Source organism: Verrucomicrobiota bacterium JB022, assembly GCA_030673845.1.
In the GTDB taxonomy this organism is placed as follows: domain Bacteria; phylum Verrucomicrobiota; class Verrucomicrobiia; order Opitutales; family Oceanipulchritudinaceae; genus WOUP01.
Map to the genome: position 1 here is coordinate 83,600 of JAUTCQ010000011.1, position 18,518 is coordinate 102,117.

The 18,518-nt window shown below is 62.2% G+C and carries 13 protein-coding genes and 1 tRNA gene; 10 read left to right on the forward strand and 4 right to left on the reverse strand.

The features are described from left to right. Window positions 1–60 precede the first annotated feature (60 nt). Both Q7P63_07035 and Q7P63_07040 read left to right on the forward strand, forming a co-directional pair. A complete protein-coding gene (locus tag Q7P63_07035; protein MDP0499841.1) occupies window positions 61–1,473 on the forward strand; it encodes an RICIN domain-containing protein in 1,413 nt (470 codons plus the stop codon). A gap of 242 nt (window positions 1,474–1,715) precedes the next feature. Then, the gene (locus tag Q7P63_07040) at window positions 1,716–3,287 is read left to right on the forward strand and encodes an ankyrin repeat domain-containing protein (GenBank protein ID MDP0499842.1); all 1,572 of its coding nucleotides are present in this window, start codon (window positions 1,716–1,718) and stop codon (window positions 3,285–3,287) included. 72 nt (window positions 3,288–3,359) lie between these two features. Here Q7P63_07040 and Q7P63_07045 read toward each other — a convergent pair whose 3' ends face one another. The 3 genes from Q7P63_07045 to eda all read right to left on the reverse strand — a co-directional run bounded on the left by Q7P63_07045 (window position 3,360) and on the right by eda (window position 6,167). Then, window positions 3,360–4,970 carry a pectinesterase family protein gene (locus Q7P63_07045; GenBank protein ID MDP0499843.1) on the reverse strand — a complete coding sequence of 537 codons (1,611 nt, stop codon included), beginning with the start codon at window positions 4,968–4,970 and terminating at the stop codon, window positions 3,360–3,362. 285 nt (window positions 4,971–5,255) lie between these two features. Continuing rightward, a tRNA-Ala gene (locus Q7P63_07050) sits at window positions 5,256–5,331 on the reverse strand. Between the two features lie 194 nt (window positions 5,332–5,525). Beyond that, entirely contained in the window at window positions 5,526–6,167 is a 642-nt protein-coding gene (gene eda / locus Q7P63_07055) for a bifunctional 4-hydroxy-2-oxoglutarate aldolase/2-dehydro-3-deoxy-phosphogluconate aldolase (protein MDP0499844.1), read from the reverse strand. A gap of 174 nt (window positions 6,168–6,341) precedes the next feature. Between eda and Q7P63_07060 the strand changes: the two genes are divergently transcribed. From Q7P63_07060 to Q7P63_07080, 5 genes are all read left to right on the forward strand, one after another. Further along, window positions 6,342–6,875 (forward strand): helix-turn-helix domain-containing protein, encoded by a 534-nt coding sequence (locus tag Q7P63_07060; protein MDP0499845.1) that lies wholly within the window; start codon window positions 6,342–6,344, stop codon window positions 6,873–6,875. A 28-nt stretch (window positions 6,876–6,903) separates the two neighbouring features. Then, window positions 6,904–8,280: a glycosyl hydrolase gene (locus tag Q7P63_07065; GenBank protein ID MDP0499846.1), complete on the forward strand. Its 1,377-nt coding sequence runs from the start codon at window positions 6,904–6,906 to the stop codon at window positions 8,278–8,280. Continuing rightward, window positions 8,277–9,113 carry a sugar phosphate isomerase/epimerase family protein gene (locus Q7P63_07070; GenBank protein MDP0499847.1) on the forward strand — a complete coding sequence of 279 codons (837 nt, stop codon included), beginning with the start codon at window positions 8,277–8,279 and terminating at the stop codon, window positions 9,111–9,113. Before Q7P63_07065 ends, Q7P63_07070 begins: the two co-directional genes overlap by 4 nt. A gap of 235 nt (window positions 9,114–9,348) precedes the next feature. After that, entirely contained in the window at window positions 9,349–10,506 is a 1,158-nt protein-coding gene (locus Q7P63_07075; protein ID MDP0499848.1) for a Gfo/Idh/MocA family oxidoreductase, read from the forward strand. Window positions 10,507–10,512: 6 nt separating this feature from the next. Further along, window positions 10,513–11,286, forward strand: a complete 774-nt coding sequence (locus Q7P63_07080) for a 3-ketoacyl-ACP reductase (GenBank protein MDP0499849.1) — start codon at window positions 10,513–10,515, stop codon at window positions 11,284–11,286. A gap of 84 nt (window positions 11,287–11,370) precedes the next feature. Here the strand turns inward: Q7P63_07080 and Q7P63_07085 are convergent, their stop codons facing one another. Then, window positions 11,371–13,314, reverse strand: coding sequence for a methyl-accepting chemotaxis protein (locus Q7P63_07085; protein ID MDP0499850.1), 1,944 nt, complete (start codon window positions 13,312–13,314; stop codon window positions 11,371–11,373). Between the two features lie 375 nt (window positions 13,315–13,689). Between Q7P63_07085 and Q7P63_07090 the strand changes: the two genes are divergently transcribed. The 3 genes from Q7P63_07090 (at window position 13,690) to Q7P63_07100 (ending at window position 18,184) form a co-directional block, all read left to right on the forward strand. Continuing rightward, window positions 13,690–15,531 carry a 5'-nucleotidase C-terminal domain-containing protein gene (locus Q7P63_07090; protein MDP0499851.1) on the forward strand — a complete coding sequence of 614 codons (1,842 nt, stop codon included), beginning with the start codon at window positions 13,690–13,692 and terminating at the stop codon, window positions 15,529–15,531. Window positions 15,532–15,750: 219 nt separating this feature from the next. Further along, entirely contained in the window at window positions 15,751–16,896 is a 1,146-nt protein-coding gene (locus Q7P63_07095; GenBank protein MDP0499852.1) for a DUF481 domain-containing protein, read from the forward strand. A gap of 394 nt (window positions 16,897–17,290) precedes the next feature. Next, on the forward strand, window positions 17,291–18,184 hold the full coding sequence (locus tag Q7P63_07100) for a transposase (GenBank protein MDP0499853.1): 894 nt from the start codon (window positions 17,291–17,293) through the stop codon (window positions 18,182–18,184). The last annotated feature ends 334 nt before the right edge of the window (window positions 18,185–18,518 follow it).

Sequence of the window (18,518 nt, forward strand, 5' to 3'; positions counted from 1 at the left end):
CCCGAACTACTACCGAACCCTTGGCCACAAGCCAGCGGTTACCTCAACCCCCCGTTATATATGAAGCATACAGACTCCCCCGACGTGACTTCCAGGATCTCGCCCCCCGGAATGCCACGCTGGTCATCACCGCTACTCCTCATCCTCGCCTTCCTCTGCTTCGGCACCAGCGTCTTGCAGGCCTACGCCAACGAAGTGTTCTGGCGCAACGGCTACTACCGTTGGAAGACCTTCGATGTCGAGCGCGGGCAAACCAGCGACCTCGCCACCGCGATCAACAACTGCATCGAGACGGGCAACCGCGACGTCCACATCCTCGTGGGCGGCAACCTGAATTCGCAGATCAACCTGCAGCCGGGCCTCAACATCTACGGCCACAACAACACGTTTCAGAAGACTCACAACGGCTACGGTTTTTACCGCGACGGCTCCGGCTCGATCGGCATCTACGACCTGATCCTGACGGGACCGCGCGGCAACGGCATGGGCATCCGCACCAGCCGGGCCAGCAACGTGAGCATCCGCAACGTGCGCATTACCGGCGGCAGCATCGGCATCCGCGTCGACAGCCACCCCAGCCGCCCGTACGAGGCAGGCCGTTGGGTCACAAACCTCAGCGTGATCGACTGCAGCTTCGACAACGGCAGCAGCCACGGCCTCGAAACCTACGGCGTCGACGGCGTCGAGGTGTCGCAGATCTATGCCACCAACATGGGTGAATGCGGTGTGCTCTTCAACAAGAGCATCAACGGCCATGTCGGCTCGGTCTACGCCTACCGCTGCAGCTACGGCGGCGGCTATGCCGGCCTGCGTTTCGCCAACGACTGTGCCTACTTCACCGTCGAAAACGCCACCTCGATCGAGTGCGGGCGCGGCCTGTTTGTCCTCACGGGCAGTAACAACATCCAGGTGAACAACGTCTACATCGCCAACACCAGCGACATCGGCATCTGGCTCGAAAATGTGGCCAACTGCACCGTCGTCTACGGTGCGAACAACTCCGGCACCGCCGTCAGCGGCTCCGGCAGCTCCTCCAACACCACGAGCAACCTCGGCAGCTTCGGCATCAAGCGGCTCAGCAACCGCGGCACCGGCATGTTCCTCGACGGCCTCGGAGCGGCGAACAACGGTGCCGACGTCGGCCAATGGTCCGGCACAGTCCACCTCAACGCCAACTGGGGCCTGATCCCGGTCGGCTCCAACTACTACGTAGTCAACCAAGGCACCGGCCTCAAGCTCGACGGCTACGGCCGCACCACCAATGGCGAAGCCGCCGCCCAGCACACGGCCTCCAGCCAGCACCCCAACGCCCAGTGGACCCTCCAGTCCGCTGGCAGCGGGTATTACTACCTCGTCAACGTCGGCACGGGCATGAAGCTCGACGGCTACGGCCGCACCACCAACGGCGAATCGGCAGCCCAATACTCCGGCAGCACCACCCACGTCAACGCCCAGTGGCAACTCGTCAACTGAGCGCGTGGTAGCCAGTTAGTCAGGTTTACAGATTCGAGCCCCTTGCCCAGTGCGGTGAGGGGTTCTGTTTTTTGAGAGTGAATCGCCCTTGACCCTTGGGCCGTTTCCGGTTGCAGATACGTCTGCTCGCCTGGGAGCAACCGGTCCGCGGAAAGGGAACGTCCCGCCAGTCGACTCGCCATAATTGGATCGTGCGATCCTCCTGCTCGCATGCGGACAACGAGCGCACCCGGAGAATCGTCATGTCTATACCGATCCCATCGCGGCCCAACCTGGAGTTTGACCGCAAGCAGGCCAAGCGGTTGCTGAAAGCCTTGCGCTCAGCCGAGCCCGAAGCCCAGGCGCGCTTCCTGGCCCACCACCCGCGCGGCGTGCCGCCCGAGCCCAAACTGGCCGATGCACTGCTCGTGATCGCGCGGGAATATGGTTTTGCGAGCTGGCCGCGCTGGTGCCACTTTGCCGAGACACGTAACCTCACCCGTGAGCAACAGGCCGCGATTGCGTTACAGGCGCTCTGCTCCAATAACGTCCGCGACGGGCGCACGTTGTTGGAGGCCGAGCCCGACTTGGCCCGCAGCGACTTCTTCCTCGCCTGCGCCGGTGGAGAGGTCGAGACGGTGCGGCACCAACTGGAGCGCGAAAGCGGTCTGGCATCTCGAACGGGCGGATTGCATCACTGGCAGCCACTGGAGTATGTCTGCTTTTCGCGCCTGTGGCGGAGCGATCCAGAGCGGGCACCGCGTCTGCTGAAGGTAGCCGAGCTGCTGCTGACGCACGGGGCCGACGCCAACGCCTTTCACCTCGATAACCCCGCCGAGCCCCTGCATCGGCAGACGGTGCTCTTCGGCGCGGCAGGGATTGCCAACCACCCGGGGCTGACGCGGCTGCTCTTGCAGGCGGGGGCCGATCCCGACGAGGGTTTGCCGGAGCCCGATCCGCAAGACCCAAGCAAGTCACCCTGGGGGCCGGAAGCGCTCTACCACGCCTGTGAATTTCGCGACACCGCCTGCCTGCAACTGCTGCTGGAGGCGCGGCCCCACCCTATCCGGGTCTCGTATTGCCTGGCGCGGGCGCTGGATTTTGAAAACCCGGAGGCCGTGCGCCTGCTGCTCCAGCACGGGGCGGACGCGAACTTCAGCCCGCACTACGCCTACTTGCACAAGGCTGTGCAGTGCGGACGGTCGGCGGAGGTCGTGCAGCTGTTGGCCGAGGCTGGCGCCGACGTGCGGAAGCGGGACCACTCGGGCTTGACGGCCTACCAATGGGCGGTGCGACTGGGCCACGAGGGCGCCACAGCGGTGCTGCAAAGCCACGGTGCCCCGCCGGCCACAGAGGAGGATCGGCAACTGGCGGAAATCTTCCGCGGCGGAAGCGTCGAATCCCACGCGATCCCGCCCCTGCTGCTGTGCGAAGCGGCCCGACGCAACGACACGGCAGCGGTGCGTGCCCTGCTCAAGGCCGGGGCTGCCGTCGATGCCACCGCGTATGCGACGGGGCCCTTCACTCCTCTCCACCTTGCGGCATGGCGGGGGAACTTCGAGACGGTCGAAGCTTTGATCGAGGCCGGGGCGGACCTTCACTGGCGCAATCCTCACGGCGGCGACGCCCTCGGCACAACGCTCCACGGATCAACATATTGCACGGACCCCGAAGGCGGCACGACGATGCACTTGCCGGAGGAGGTGCCGCCACGCGGCTACATCCAGATCGTAGAGCTGCTGCTCGCACGAGGGGCCGCCCTGCCCCGCGCGGTGAGTGGCAACGCGGCAGTGCGCGAAGTCTTGCTACGCCACGGCTGTTCTCCAGAAGCGTAAAGCGACAAAAAAGGCCGGGCGCATGATGCCGCCCGGCCGTTTCATGAAATCCTGCCGCTACTTACCGGCGGTTTAGTGGAACTCCCAGCTTTGGGTCGCAAAGTTCCAGAGCCAGTGCGGGTGATCCAGCGAGCCCCAGAGCCAGGTGTTGTAGTTTTCGCCATGGACGTAGGCGTAGACGGAGTCGGCGGTGTCAGGCTCGACCCACACCGCAGTCTCGAAGCGGGTGGAGTAATACCAGTCGTAAGCGTCCGAAGCGCCTTCGCTGTAGTCATAGATCCAGCCCAGCGCGGGATACCAGCTCCAGCCCTGCGCATTGTGCATGTACTGCGCGGCGGTAAAGGTGCGGCCCATCGGATCCCAGTCCAGCACCCACTCAGGGTTGGTGTAGTCGGTCTCGGCGGGCAGCTCACCCGTGGTGGCGTCGGCGAGACGGCCCGAGAGGTCGAGCGATTCGCCTTCGAGATCGGTCGAATTATACTCGACAAAGCGGATCGTGGGCGCGGTGTCGGCGTTGTTCAGCAGCCAGCCCTGCTCGTTGATGTGCGAGCCCATCTGGGTGTTGATGAAGACGACTTCGCTGCCCGGGTATTCGCCGGGGTTGATGCGCGAGAGCCAGACGTCGTCCACGCCATCATCGGCCGTCAGCGTGCAGTCCACAAAGACGAAGCCGCGGCGGGTGGCATCGTTGCGGATCTGCGTGATGTAGCCGGAGTCGTTGGAGTGGATGGTGCAGTCTTCGAAATAGGCTTTGCCTTCGCCCCAGATGTAGTCGACGTCGCCCTCGATGTAGGAGTTATAGACGTAGACGGAGCCGTTGAAGCGGATCGTGTCCTGATAGCTGTAGAAGGCACTGTCGCGAATGACCACGCGGTCGCGACGGTTTTCGATCGTCTCGGCCTGCGAACCGCCTTCGGGAGTCGTGTTGATCATGGTGACGCGCGACATCACGAAGTCGCCTGCGTCGATACGCAGCAGAGCACGGGAGGAGGAGCCGTTGCCGCGGTTGGCGTTGTTCAGATACTTGATGACGACGCCTTCGGTCGACTCACCGTTGATCTGGATAAAGGGCTTGTTGCTCTCGACGCGCAGCAGCTCGCGGTAGGTGCCGTTCATCACGTTGATGTGGAAGGGCGTGGTACGGCTGCGAGGGGCGTAGTCGATGGCCGACTGGATGGTGGCGAAGTCGGCGGAGCCGTCCTGCGCGACCGTGACCGCTTCGAGGCCGGTGGGGAGTGCTTCGGCGCGGGTGCTGAAGCGGACCGTCTCGTCGTCGCTGATGCCGGCAAAGGGTTGCTCTTCGCTGTCCACAATCACGCCGGAGTCGACCGTCACGTAATACGTCTGGCCATAGCTGAGGGAGTTGGTCTGGAAGGCGATGTAGGCCGTGTTGCCGTCGACCACCACGGGGTCGTAGTTGTAGCGGTAGGCCGAGCTGGTGCCACCGACGTTTTTGGAGTGCGTCGAGGCGCTCATGTCGATGGAAACCACTTCGCCGCCGGAAGCGTCGAAGACCTTGATCGTGCCGCTGTTGCCGACGCTGATCGCTTCATCGAAGGTGAGGCTCACCTGCACGTCGTGCGGCAGGTTTTCCGTGCCGGTCTCGGACATGACGTCGACGAGGGAAACGGCCTGAAGGCTGGCGATGGGCAGCACGCAAGCGGCGGCGGCAAGGGCACCCATCCGGGCCGGGGAAAGGGGACGGGTAAAACGGGGGGAACGTATTTGGGTTAACACCCGGTAGAGAATTTCGAGCTACAGCTGAAATGACAATCTTATTCCATGAAATTGCGTGGCATACCATGAAGGAAGCAAGCGCCAGATCCGCGTTACATCTTGCCTCTTCCCCGCCCGTCGGCTCTGTCCCTCCGCGAGATACAGGGACACAAAAAAGCCGCGTCTCGTTGCCAGACACGGCTTTCGGAACCTTTTTCTGGGATTCACCACCATTTCCTTTTGGGAGGAAAATGGTGGAGCCGATCGGGATCGAACCGACGACCTCCACAATGCCATTGTGGCGCTCTTCCAACTGAGCTACGGCCCCAAGTGAAAGTTCATATAAGGCCAAAAGCTTCCGCGTCGGTCAATACCTTTTTCGGAAAAAATTACCTGCTCGAACAAAAACGGCTGGGAAGGCCCCTTTTGCCTTCCCAGCCGTATCTCTCGCGGCGGGACATGTCTGTCTCCCTTGTCTCCGCCGACTGGTTCTCCTTGTTTTTCTATCTCCAGTGAAAAGCTTTAAGCTTGGGGCACGGCGGCGCGGGCTTCCTTGGCCAGTTGTGTGACCTTGGCCCAGTCGCCCTTCTTGAGCGCGTCCTTGGGGGTGAGCCAGGAGCCACCGATGGCGATGACAGCCGGCTGTGAGAGGTAGTCGCCCATTGTCTGCGCGGTGATGCCGCCGGTGGGGACAAAGCGCACCCCTTTGTGCGCGTGGGGCGCGGCGAGGGCCTTGAGGTGAGGAGCGCCGCCCGCCGTCTCCGCCGGGAAGAACTTGAGGGCCTTGCAGCCGAGATTGAGCGCGCAGGCAATGTCGGAGGGAGTCATCACGCCGGGCATGAAGGGCAGCCCGAGGGACTGGGCCTGGCGCACCACGGCGGGGTCGCAACCGGGGGCAACGGCAAACTTCGCACCGGCTTCGACACAGGCGCTGACGTCGTCGGGGCTGAGGAGCGTGCCGGCGCCGACCAGCATGTCAGGCACTTCCTTGGCCACGGCGCGCATGGCGTCGAGGCTGGCCGCCGTGCGCATCGTCAGCTCGATCACGTCGATGCCGCCGGCGAGGAGGGCGCGGGCAAGGTCAACCGCTTGATTGGCGTCTTCGAGGATGACGACCGGGACGATCCGGCAGGCCTCGAGTCGTTGAATGATTTCTAAACTCATCGGAAGGAGATACTAGGGGAACAAAGCGCGCATCGCCACCACGAACTACTTGCTTGATTTCGGCAAAGTGAAGGAGGGGAAATGCATGAAAAGCTGGGGTAAATTTTCTCCAAGACGCATATTTTGCTCTTTTATTATTGTCAAAGATAAATTCTTTGGCGTATTTCGTAGTCCATGGCCGCGAAAAGCGTGTTCGATTTCAGCATCCTGCGGGAGCTCCGGAAGCAGCACGGGCTGACGATGGACGAAGTGTCCACCCGGTCCGGCGTGTCCGTCGCGGTGATCTCCAAGCTGGAGCGCAACCAGTCCCGCGCGGAGCTGGAGACGATCTACAAGCTCAGCCGCGTGTTCGAGCTGAGCGCGGCCGACCTGCTCGCGCTGGCGGAGTCTCCCTTTGCCCACCGCGAGCGCGAGACGAACTACCGCTCCGACGGCTTCCAGTTTCGCCGGATCAGCTACGCCAACGCCATTGTGCTGCAAGGCGAGGCCCCCGCCGGCGCGCATGTGAAGCGCCCGGAAGTCCACCACGACGACTACGAAGTCTGCTGGGTGACGAAGGGCCGCCTGCGCCTGCAACTGCCGCACGAGACCTACGAACTGGAAGCGGGCGAGAGCCTGCAGTTCGACGCGGTGCTCGAGCACACCTACGAGGCGCTCGAAGACAGCGCGCTCATCATCATCCATTTGCGCAAAGAGAAGCGTTACTAAGCCACTACACCCCCTCCCCGACTCACCTATGAAGATCGACTTCAACCTGCAACCCGCCGACCTGAAGGCCGACCTCGGCCGCTTCTGGGACTACTCGGGCCGCAAGATCGCCCACATTGCCGCCAACTACGACCTGGCCAAAGGCAGCCCCGTCTTCACCGTCGAGGGCGGCTACACCACTCGCGGCTGGACGGAATGGACCGAGGGCTTCGTCTACGGCTCCGGCTTCCTCCAGTTCGACGCCACGGGCGACCAGAAGGCGCTCGAATACGCCCAGCGCATGACGGTCGACCGCATGGCGACGCACGTCAGCCACATCGGCGTGCACGACCACGGCTTCAACAACCTCAGCACCTACGGCAACTGGCTGCGCCTGCTGCGCGAAAACAAGGTGCAAGGCAGCACGGGCGATGTGAATTTCTGCGAGCTGGCGATCAAGGTCTCCGGCGCCGTGCAGGCCGCCCGCTGGTCCCGCATCCACGGTGGCGGCGGTTACATCTACTCCTTCAACGGCCCGCACAGCCTCTTTGTCGACACCATCCGCAGCTGCCGTATCCTGATGTGCGCCCACCAGCTGGGCCACGTGCTGATGGGCGAAAACGACACCAAGTTCAGCCTGCTCGACCGCGCGCTGCAACATATCGAAGCCACCGCCAAGTATTCCGTCTACTACGGCAAGGGCCGCGACTCTTACGACGAGTGGGGCCGTACCGCACACGAAAGCATCTTTAACCCTAACGACGGCCGCTATCGCTGCGCCAACGCCCAGCAGGGCTTCTCCGGCCTTACCACCTGGACGCGCGGCCTCGCCTGGGCCATGGTGGGCTTTGCCGAAGAGCTGGAGTTCCTCGAAACGCTCGACGACGCGCAACTGGAGCCGTTCGGTGGCCGCCAGCGCTGGAAAGAGCTGATGCTGCAAGGTGCCCGGGCCACTTGCGACTGGTTTATCGCTAACACCGCGAGCGACGGCATCACCTATTGGGATGGCGGCGCCCCGGCGCTCGAAAAGCTGGGCGACTGGCGTTCGCGCCCGGCCGATCCGTTCAACGATTTCGAGCCGGTCGACAGCACGGCAGCCGCCATTGGCGCGCAAGGCCTGCTGCGTCTCGGTCGCCTGCTCGGCCTCGAAACCGAAGAGGGCAAGAAGTATTGGCAGGCTGGCCTCACCAGCGTGCGTGCGCTGCTCAAGGAGCCTTACCTCAGCACCGACGACAAGCACCAGGGTCTGCTGCTCCACTCGATCTACCACCAGCCCAACGGCTGGGACAACAAGCCCGCGGGCTGCAAGATCGCGGCTGGCGAGTCCAGCATGTGGGGTGACTACCACATCCGCGAAGTCGCCCTCTACCTGCACCGCCTCGTGGCGGAAGAGCCTTATTACACCTTCTTCGGCTGCCTGAAATGAGCACCCCCACCCCCATTACCGATACGTCGCGCCTGTGCGTGCACACCGTGACGACCAAGCCGTGGTCGATCGAAGAGATCGCCGACCGCTACCCCGCCGCCGGGGTCAAAGGCATTACCGTGTGGCGCCAGAACCTCGAAGGCCGCAATATCGCCCAGATCGGCGAGCGCCTGCGTGGCAATGGCATGGAAATCGTCTCGCTCTGCCGGGGCGGTTTCTTCCCCGCCAAGGCGGAGGCCGACCGCAAGGCCGCCATCGACGACAATCGCAAGGCGATCGAGGAAGCCGCCGAACTGGGCGCGCCCCTTATCGTGCTCGTCTGCGGAGCCACTCCGGGGATGCCGCTGAGCCAGGCGCGCGACCAGATCGTGGCGGGCATCGAGGCCCTTTTGCCCGACTGCGAGCGCACGGGCGTGAAGCTGGGTATCGAACCGCTCCACCCGATGTATGCCGACGCCCGCTCGGCCGTGAACACGATGAAGCAGGCCAACGACCTTTGCGAACGTATCGGCAGCGATTACGTGGGCGTGGCGGTCGACGTCTACCACCTCTGGTGGGATGAGATGCTGAAGGCCGAGATCGCCCGCTGTGGCGACCTGGGCAAGCTCTTCGCCTTCCACGTATGCGACTGGAAGACGCCCACCACCGACCTGCTCAACGACCGCGGGCTGATGGGCGAAGGCTGCATCAACATCCCCGAGATCCGCGCGTGGGTCGAAGCCACCGGCTTCAAGGGCTTCAACGAAGTCGAGATCTTCTCCTACCACCACTGGGAACGCGATCAACACGAGTTCCTCCGCGAGATCGTGCAGGCTTACCAGCAACACGTTTAACAAAACAGGAACAGGAGTTAATAGGAGTTAAAAAGAGAAGGACCATTAGACAAAGGGTAACGAACAGGGCCGAAGAACAAAATGCGATTGCTCCGTTCAATCATACTCCCAACCCCACCCCACCTTCGTTCTCTTCGTTTTCTTCTGTCTGATCCGACTCCTCTTAACTCCTTTTAACTCCTGTTCCAATCCTCCCACTTTTACTCCCTCCCCAATTCAGAAAGGACTTACTGTTATGCAACATCGCGTTGGCATCATCATGAACGGCGTCACGGGCCGTATGGGCACGAATCAGCACCTCATGCGCTCGATCGTCGAGATCATCAAACAAGGTGGCGTCAAGGTCTCCCCGACCGAGAGCATCATGCCCGACCCCATCCTCGTGGGCCGCAACGAGATCAAGCTCAAGGAGCTGTGCGCCCGCAGCGGCATCGAAAAGTGGACGACCGACCTCGATAGCGTGATGGGCGACCCGGCCTACAGCATCTACTTCGACGCCCAGAGCACCCTCCGCCGCGCCGATGCCGTCAAGGCCGCCGCGACCGCCGGCAAGCACGTCTACTGCGAAAAGCCGACCGCGATCGACACCGAAACGGCCTATGAGCTCTACAAGTTCTGCCAGGACAAGGGCGTGAAGAATGGCGTGGTGCAGGACAAGCTGTGGCTGCCCGGCCTCGTTAAGCTCCAGCGCGCGATCGACAACGGCTACCTCGGCCGCATCTTCGCCGTCACGGGCGACTTCGGCTACTGGGTCTTCGAAGGCCACGGCGTGCCCGCGCAGCGCCCCTCCTGGAACTACCGCAAGGAAGACGGCGGCGGCATGATCATCGACATGCTCTGCCACTGGCGCTACGTGCTCGACAACCTCTTCGGCCCGGTCCGCAGCGTCAACTGCCGTGGCGCGACCCACATCAAGGAGCGCGTGGACGAAGCCGGCAAGCCCTACAACTGCACGGCCGACGACGCCGCCTACGCGATGTTCGAGATCGACGGCCCGAATGGCGAAATCGTGGTCAATTTCAACTGCTCGTGGGCCACTCGCGTGCGCCGCGACGACCTCCTGACCTTGCATGTGGACGGTGAAAAGGGTTCCGCCGTCGCCGGCCTGCGCGACTGCTACATCCAGCACTACTCCAACACGCCGAAGCCGGTCTGGAACCCGGACATCGACCAGCCGATCAACTTCTTCCAGGACTGGTCGAAGGTGCCCAACCAAGAGCTTTACGACAACGCCTTCAAGGTGCAGTGGGAGATGTTCCTGAAGCACGTGGTGCTCGATACGCCCTTCCGCTGGGACTTGCTCGAAGGTGCCAAGGGCGTGCAGCTCGCCGAATATGGCATCAAGAGCTGGGACGAGCGCCGTTGGCTCGACTTGCCCAAACTCCAAGCCTAACCCGCCATGGCCCGCACCGCACTCATTACCGGAGGCTCGCGCGGCATCGGCTTCGGCATTGCCCAGGCTCTTGCCGCCGAGGGCTGGAACCTCGTTATCAACGGCATGCGCCCCGAAGATGGGGTGCAGGAGCCGCTTGAAGCCCTGCGCGCCCAAGGTGTCCAGGTGGCCTATGCCCGGGGCGACATCGGCTCGGCCGAAGGGCGCAACGCCATCCTCGAAGTGGCGCGCAAGGCCGCCGGGGGTTCGCTCAACCTGCTCGTCAACAACGCCGGCGTGGCCCCCAAAGTCCGTGCCGACCTGCTGGAGACGACCGAGGAGAGCTACGACTATGTCGTGAACACCAACCTGCGCGGGGTCTTCTTCCTCTCGCAGGCGGTCGCCAACGACATGGTCAAGGCGAAGCAGGCCGACCCCAGCTTCAGCGCCACGATCGTCAACGTGTCGTCGATCTCCGCCACTGTCGTGAGCATCAACCGCGGCGAATACTGTGTCGCCAAGGCCGGGCTCTCGATGGTCACGCAGCTCTTCGCGACTCGCCTCGGCTCCGAAGGCATCCCCGTCTACGAAGTGCGCCCCGGCGTAATCAAGACGGACATGACCTCCGGCGTCACCGCGAAATACGACAAGCTGATTGAAGAAGGCCTTTGCGTGCAGCCGCGTTGGGGCTTCCCGGAAGACATCGCCAAATCCGTCGCCAGCCTCGCCCGGGGTGACTTCCCGTTCTCGACCGGCCAGGTGATCATGGTCGATGGCGGCCTGACGATTCCGCGCCTTTAGTAGCCACAAATATCCTGGCGGTGTATCTCACCGTCCCTCGAGGCAGGGGGCCGCCCCCCTGCCTTTTGTATTCTAGACAGCACGCTAGTTTTTGGCGCCTTCCAGTGAGACTAAAATCCGCGAGTCGTTTTTCGCCCTGGTATGGCCATTAAACCCAAAGGGTTCGCCAGCCGCCTCATCGCGTGGCGAAGCGTCATCCGGATGGGTCCCGCGGATCATGAGGGCAAGGTCTCGCGCGAACTGCTGCAGGCTGGAGGCTTGAGATTCCATCTCCTGTGCGGTGGCAGCCGATTCTTCGGCTACCGCGGCATTCTGTTGCACGACGCCGCTCAACTCGTGCATCGCCTTAGCAATCTCCGAAATGCCGTTTCTCTGCTCGGACGACGCCTGTGCAATCTCCTTGATCAACACTGTCACCTGACGAGCGGCCACCTCCACTTCCTGGAACTCGCTCTCGGTCTGGCTCGCTACTTCAGCGGCCTTGCTGATCTTGCTGACGCTGCCTTCGATCAGGCTGGAAGTGTCGCGAGCAGCCTCCGCCGCCCGCTGGGCAAGACTGCGCACTTCATTGGCCACCACCGCAAAACCGGCCCCAGCGCTACCCGCACGAGCCGCTTCCACCGCTGCATTCAGCGCGAGCAGATTAGTCTGAAAGGCTATTTCATCGATCGTCTTGACGATGCGCTGCGTCTGGCGGCTGACTTCGGTGATCTGGGCCATCGACTCGGAAAGGTGCTGCATACTAGACGTCGTGCTCGCCACCAACTCTGCCGTATTGCCCATTGCGTGGTCCACCGACGTCGAGTTCTCGGCGTTGCGCTTGACCATCGAGGTAATTTCTTCGACCGACGCGCTAGTCTCTTCAATCGCAGCGGCAGACTCAGTCGCCCCTTGAGCCATCGTATTTCCGGCGGTCAGGACTTCCTTGCCTGTCCGGGTTAGCTGCTCGGCAAAACGGTGCATCTGAACCGACAGTGCGGTGAGCGGCGCCGCGATTCGGTTCGCCATCAGCCAGATGAGGATCAACACCAGCAGGCACGCCGCTGCGCCAATCGCGATGCACAGATTGCGGATCGCGGTAGCTTCGGCCAAGGCATGAGACTCAGGCGTCACCACGCACAGCATCCAAGGCGCACCGCCGTCGTGAACCACGGGCAGGCCCGTAGCGAAAGCCTTCGAACCGTCCAGCTCCGACGTGGTCTTTTCATTGAGCGGCGTTCCTTCTGCCAGCCGCGACTGAAGCGTGTCGAGGTCTACAAACTGTGCCGCCTGCTGGCCCCAGGCCTCCTGCTCAGGATACGAAACCAACAGGCCATTCGCCGCCACGAGGAAGCCGTAGCCACCCTCCCCGTGCTGGATCGCGGCGACCATCTCCTGAAACTGATCCATCGCAAAATCTACCCCGGCGACTCCAATGATCTTCTCGCCCGAACGGATCGGAACGCAGTAGCTGACGACCATGATGTTCTTGCCCTGAATCGGGTAGACGATCGGCTGCATCAGGACCTCGCCCCCCGACTTCAAGGGTCGCATGTAAAAATCGCTGTCGGGAGCAGGCTTACGATGAGCCTTGCAGACATCGAGCTGGATTGTATCGCCGCGGACCCAAAGCGGAGCAAAACGCCCGTCTGGATCGCTCCCCAATTGGCCTACGTACTCCGCATCGCGGCCGTCGAGCGCATTTGGTTCTGCAATAGCCCAAACGTCCATCACCTTTGGATTGTCTGCCAGCATGCGCCGGATCATCTGGTGGATTGTCTCGCGGTCGGGCACTTGCCCGCTCTCATGCAGACCGCCGAGCATGGACGCAACGCCGCGAGCGGTGGCTGCCGCCTGCCGGATCTCGTCGGTAATGCGTGCAGCCTCGGTCGAGGCCATCTGCCGTGCTAGATCCAAGGAACTATCCCGGGCGTAATCGGCAGTCCGCATCGCCACAATGGAAACGGTTGCCGTGAAGGTTGCAATGACGGCACCGCCAATGAAGAGAAGCATGCGGTTCCGAAGGCTCAAACGTAATTTCAGCGGCATGGAAGCGAAGATGTGAAGGATCAGGAGACGACGCGGGTTGGATGAGCGCCATTTGCCCGAGCCGGATCACGATTACGCAAGTTTCGCAGTCCCGGCCTTCCAACACGCCTCGGATAGCTGAAAGATCGGCGACAGAAGAGGTATTGTTAGCGCTCCAGCCGGCAGCAATGGACGATTTCAGGCTCGGGAATGTAAAAAAGATGTTGAGCAAACGCTTAATAGGCGTCGGACGCTGGCAAGGCTAGGAAAACCCGCCTCACCTCGAGGGCGAAAGCGTCCATTTACACCCGATAGTCGCACGATCTTCACGGGGTTGACACAGCGCTGCGGTACCTTCGGCAGAAGCTGCCTCGCCGCAGCAAATCTCTCAAAACCATGAAACTGCATCGCTCCCTATCGCTGGTCGGCGCTCTCATTGCCGGCCTTTTCTCGGTGCACAGCGTCAGCGCGCAATACAAGCTGACGATCCTGCACAACAACGACGCCGAATCCCAGTTGATCAATGCTGGCTCGGGTCTCGAAGACTACGGCGGCGCGGCCCGTTTCGTCAGCCTCGTGAACAACCTGCGCACCGAGGCCAATAATGCCGGCAACGGTGTGATCACGCTCTCCTCGGGCGATAACTTCCTCGCCGGCGCGGAGTTCGACGCCAGCCGCTCCAACAATCTCGGGCCCGGCGGCACGCCTCTGTGGTACGACGCCCTCGCCTGGGAGCAGATCGGCTACGATGCGATGGTCCTCGGCAACCACGACTTCGATTTCGGCACCCAAGTGCTCTCGCAGATGATCTCGCAGGCTTCGAGCACCCGGTTCCTCAGCTCCAACCTCGACTTCTCCGCAGACAGCAACCTCAACCCGCTGGCCACCGCCGGCCGCATCGCCTCCAGCACCACCGTGACGGTCAACACTGCCAGCGGCAGCAAGACGATCGGCATCGTGGGTGCCACTACCCCTGCCCTCCCCACTATTTCCAGCCCTGGCGCGGTCAAGGTGCAGAACATGGCCAACACCATCGCCACCGTGCAGGCCGAGATCGACGCCCTGCGCAACGGCGGGGCCGACCATGTGATCTTCGTCTCTCACCTGCAGGACGTAAACACCGACAAGACGGTGATCAACCAGCTGCGCGGCGTCGACCTCGCCATCGCGGGCGGTGGCGACGAAAACCTGGCCGAAGGCAGTGAGCCGGTCGGCGGTTTTGTGCCGGGCGACAGCAAGCAGGGCGACTACCCCCTCACCGACACGACCGATGCCGACGGCAACACGATCCCCATCGTGACCACCGCCGGCTCTTACAAGTATCTGGGCAAGATCGACCTCGAGTTCGATGTCGACGGCAACCTTATCGGTGCCAATGGCGACGCCTACACGGTGAAGGACTTCGCGATCGACAACGCCAACGGCGTGACGGCCGACGCCAACACCCAAAACACGGTGGTGAACCCCGTGGCGGCCCACGTCTCGGGCCTCGCCGCCCAGATCATCGGCACCAGCGAAGTCACCCTCGACCAGCGCCGCGCGACTGTGCGCGGGGGCGAATCCAATGTGGGCAACCTCCTGGCCGACGCCATGCTCGCCGCCGCCAAGGCCAATGCCCCCACCGGCATGGAGCCCGTGCTCGCCTTCGTCAACGGTGGCGGTATCCGCGCCGACATCCAGAACGCCCCCGGCGATATCTCGCAGCTCTTCACCTTCGATACCGCACCGTTTTCGAACTTCGTCGCGATCAAGGAAATCACGATGGGTCAGCTCATCGCCGCTCTCACCTACTCTTATGACGAGCTGGTCAGCGACGGCATGGGCGGCACCGACGGCGGCAACGGCAAGCTGCTGCAAGTCTCCGGCGGCCTCTATGTCCAATACGACATCGACAACGACAAGCTCGTCAACCTCATCATCGACGGCCGCATCATCATCCAGAACGGCGTGCTCATGGTCAGCGAAGACGAGCTGATCCTCGTGGCCTCCACCCAGTTCACGCTCAATGGCGGCGACGGTTACGACTTCGGCGAGGGTGACGCCACCATGCTGGGCGAAACCTACCAGCAGGCCCTCTCCGACTTCATCCAGGAAGACCTCGGCGGGGTCATCACCGACGAGCTCTACGGCTCCGGGGCCGACCCGCGTCTGAGCTTCGTGCCCGAGCCCTCGACCTACGCCGCCCTCGCCGGTGCATCGGTCCTTGGCCTCGTGATCCTGCGCCGTCGTCGCGCATAGTACCTTCAGGGTTAGAGCCTAACATTTCGCCGGGTAAAAATCGCCCGGCTTTTTTTGTCGCCTAGAATGAGCGATTTGCGAAGGTTGATGGTCAAAACACGTGTTGGACTAAAGATGTTGAATCATTTCCAGTGCATCTGCACGCTAGGAGAACGGTTGACCATCCTTGCCACTTGAATCCTCTTTTCGTGTTTTCTTAAGTTGCGGAAATCGCTCCGTATGATCGCGCGCCCTCGTTCCATTTCATCCATTCTGGCCCTCAGTGCCGCCGTAGCGACCGGCGGCAGCTTACGGGCGGCTGAAATCACCCTCTCCAACGGCGACAAGCTGACCGGCGAAGTGCTCCGGATCGAAAACGAGACCGTCTACATCCTCTCGCCGATCCTTGGAGAAATCGCCATCCCCGACCTGGGGGTGACGATCGTCTACGGCGAAAACGAAAACGTGGTGGTGCCGCTCGACCAGACGCCTCCGCCCGCCGCCGAGCTCGTGGGCCCGGCCGAGCCGGAGGAGGACGCCGTCGTCACCGGCGAAGAAATTGCCCTGGCCGAGGCCGCCGCAGCGGAGCCCGCGCCCGAGCCCGCCACCATCGTCGACCCGACCAGCGGCGCCCCCATCGGCCAAGACGACTTGAAGCAGCTGGAAGAAGTCTGGTGGCACCCGCAACACCTCTTTGCCTGGCTGCGCCCTTATTATCCGCTCGCAGCCTGGAACAACAGCATCGACGTGGGCCTGACGCTGGAGGACAACAAGACGGACAAGACCAAGATCCTGCTCGCGCTTGAAACCAAACGGAAGTTTACCGACATCGAGCTGACCCTCTACGGTCAGTATCGCTACGACCAGAGCAAGACGCAAGAGGGCGTTACCAGCACGACCGAGGATAAGTTCGAGACGTATTTCCGCTACCGGCACGACATCTCCGACCGCCTCTTCTTTCAGAGCCGCACCGATTACAAGACCGATGCCGTCTCCGCCATCGACTATGAGGTGCAGGAAAATCTGGGGGTTGGTTATCGCTGGCTCGACTCCGAACGCTGGAAGGCCTCGATCACGCCTTCGGTCGGTTACCAGCTGCGCAAATACACCGTGCAGGAAGACGACGACCAAGCCATTGCCACGCTTTTCCAGGATCTGGAATACCAGATCAGCAGCCGCCTGAAGTTCAAGGAAAGTGCGACCTACAAGGCCAACCTCCAGAACATGGAGGACTACTCCCTCGATTTTATCGCCGAGCTGGAAAACCGCCTCGCCGCCTACCTCAACCTCAAGCTGCGCTACGAGTGGCACTTCGACCAGGCCATCGACGGTCGTATCGAAAAGGATCAGAAGATCTTCAACGTCACGATGGGCGCAGATTTTTAGCGCCTCAATATGCCGCCGTAGCACCCATCCAGGGTGCAAATTCTGGTTCGGCTCTTGTCCGGTGGTGTCGGACGCAAAGCGTCCGATACCACCGGCTTGTAGGTTGGGCTCGATTTCAGTTTTGGGGTCCTCAACTCGCATCACTTTTGTGCGGGTAAGACTCGAAGCTGGCTCTTAGCCTGGCAGGCTCAAGAGCGCCAGGAACCCGGGAGCGGATGGCCATCCGCTCCCGGGCCCTCCGGATGAGATCGTCTATTACAGGCTCAGACGTCCTTTGGGACCGTCTGCCCCTTAGCTTAGATCCTCCGGAGGTTCCTGGCTTGATCTCGAACAGTTGCCTGAGCCCATGAGGTTAGCCCATGGAGCTCGTCTCTACAAGCCTGAGCATCAAGCCATGACATCCTCACCCACTCAATCTTACGTTTACCTCGCCGTGGATGTGGCCAAAGGGGGCCTTGAGGTCCTGACCGCCGCACCACAGGCCGTTTCTTTGCCACACGACGAGCAGGGCCTCGCCCAGCTCGTCGCCCTGGCCCAGCAAGAACAAGCGCGCACCGGCCAGGTGGCGCTGGTCGTGTTCGAGCCCACCGGCGGCGATGAGCGCACCGTGCAAGCCGCCCTGACCAACGCCGGGCTGCTCTGGGCCTGCGTGCCCGCCAAACGCATCCGTGCCCATGGCGAAGCCCTCGGCTGGCGGGCCAAGACCGACCGCATCGACGCCCGCAAGATCCTCGACTACGCGCAGCACTACCGCCCGGAGCCCACGCGCCTGCCGGGGGCCGAACAGACCGAACTGCGCGCGTTGATGGATCGCCGCCGCAAGCTCATCCACTACCGCAGCTGCGAGCAGATGCTGCTCGACAAGTGCACCGCCTTTGAAAGGCCGTGGATCGAGCGCAGCATCGGCGAGCTGCAAGCCCAGATCGATGCCCTGGAAAGCGCCATGGACGAGCTTCTGGCCAAAAGCTCGGATCTGGCCGCACGCGACCAGCTCCTGCGCACCATCAAGGGAGTGGGCAAAGTCGCCTCATGGACCATCCTGGCCTACATGGCAGAAATCGCCACCGTCAGCCGCCAACGCGCCGCCGCCCTGGCCGGCCTCGCACCCTATAATCAGGACAGCGGCCAAAAACAGGCCGCTCACATCAGCGGCGGGCGCCCCGTCGTGCGCCAAGGACTCTACATGGCAGCCATCGCCGCCGTGCGACCCAATCTACCCTCAAAGCCTTCAATCAACGCCTGCGCAAAAAAGGCAAACCCGCCAAAGTCGCCCTCGTCGCCGTCATGAGAAAACTCCTCCTCCACATGCGCGCAATCCTCGTACAATACGAAAAAACACTTGCCTGAAAATACAGTTGCTAAGTGATGGCATCCCTCCGGGATGCTGCATTATCTAGCAAGCCAGAGGCTTGCACCCCTTAGCGCGGGGTTGATCTCCGCACCAGCGGGACGATACCCCGGGTTAGTTCTCCTCCGCGAATGCACCCCTTCAGAGATCTCTGCAAAAGAAGTACCTTTTGAGTTCTGGATCTGCTAGAGTGTGTGGATGGAAGGCAAACCGAGCGATCAACGGAGCTTTTTTGAGGTATTGTCGGAGGATCGTGGTCGTGGGAATCGTGTGC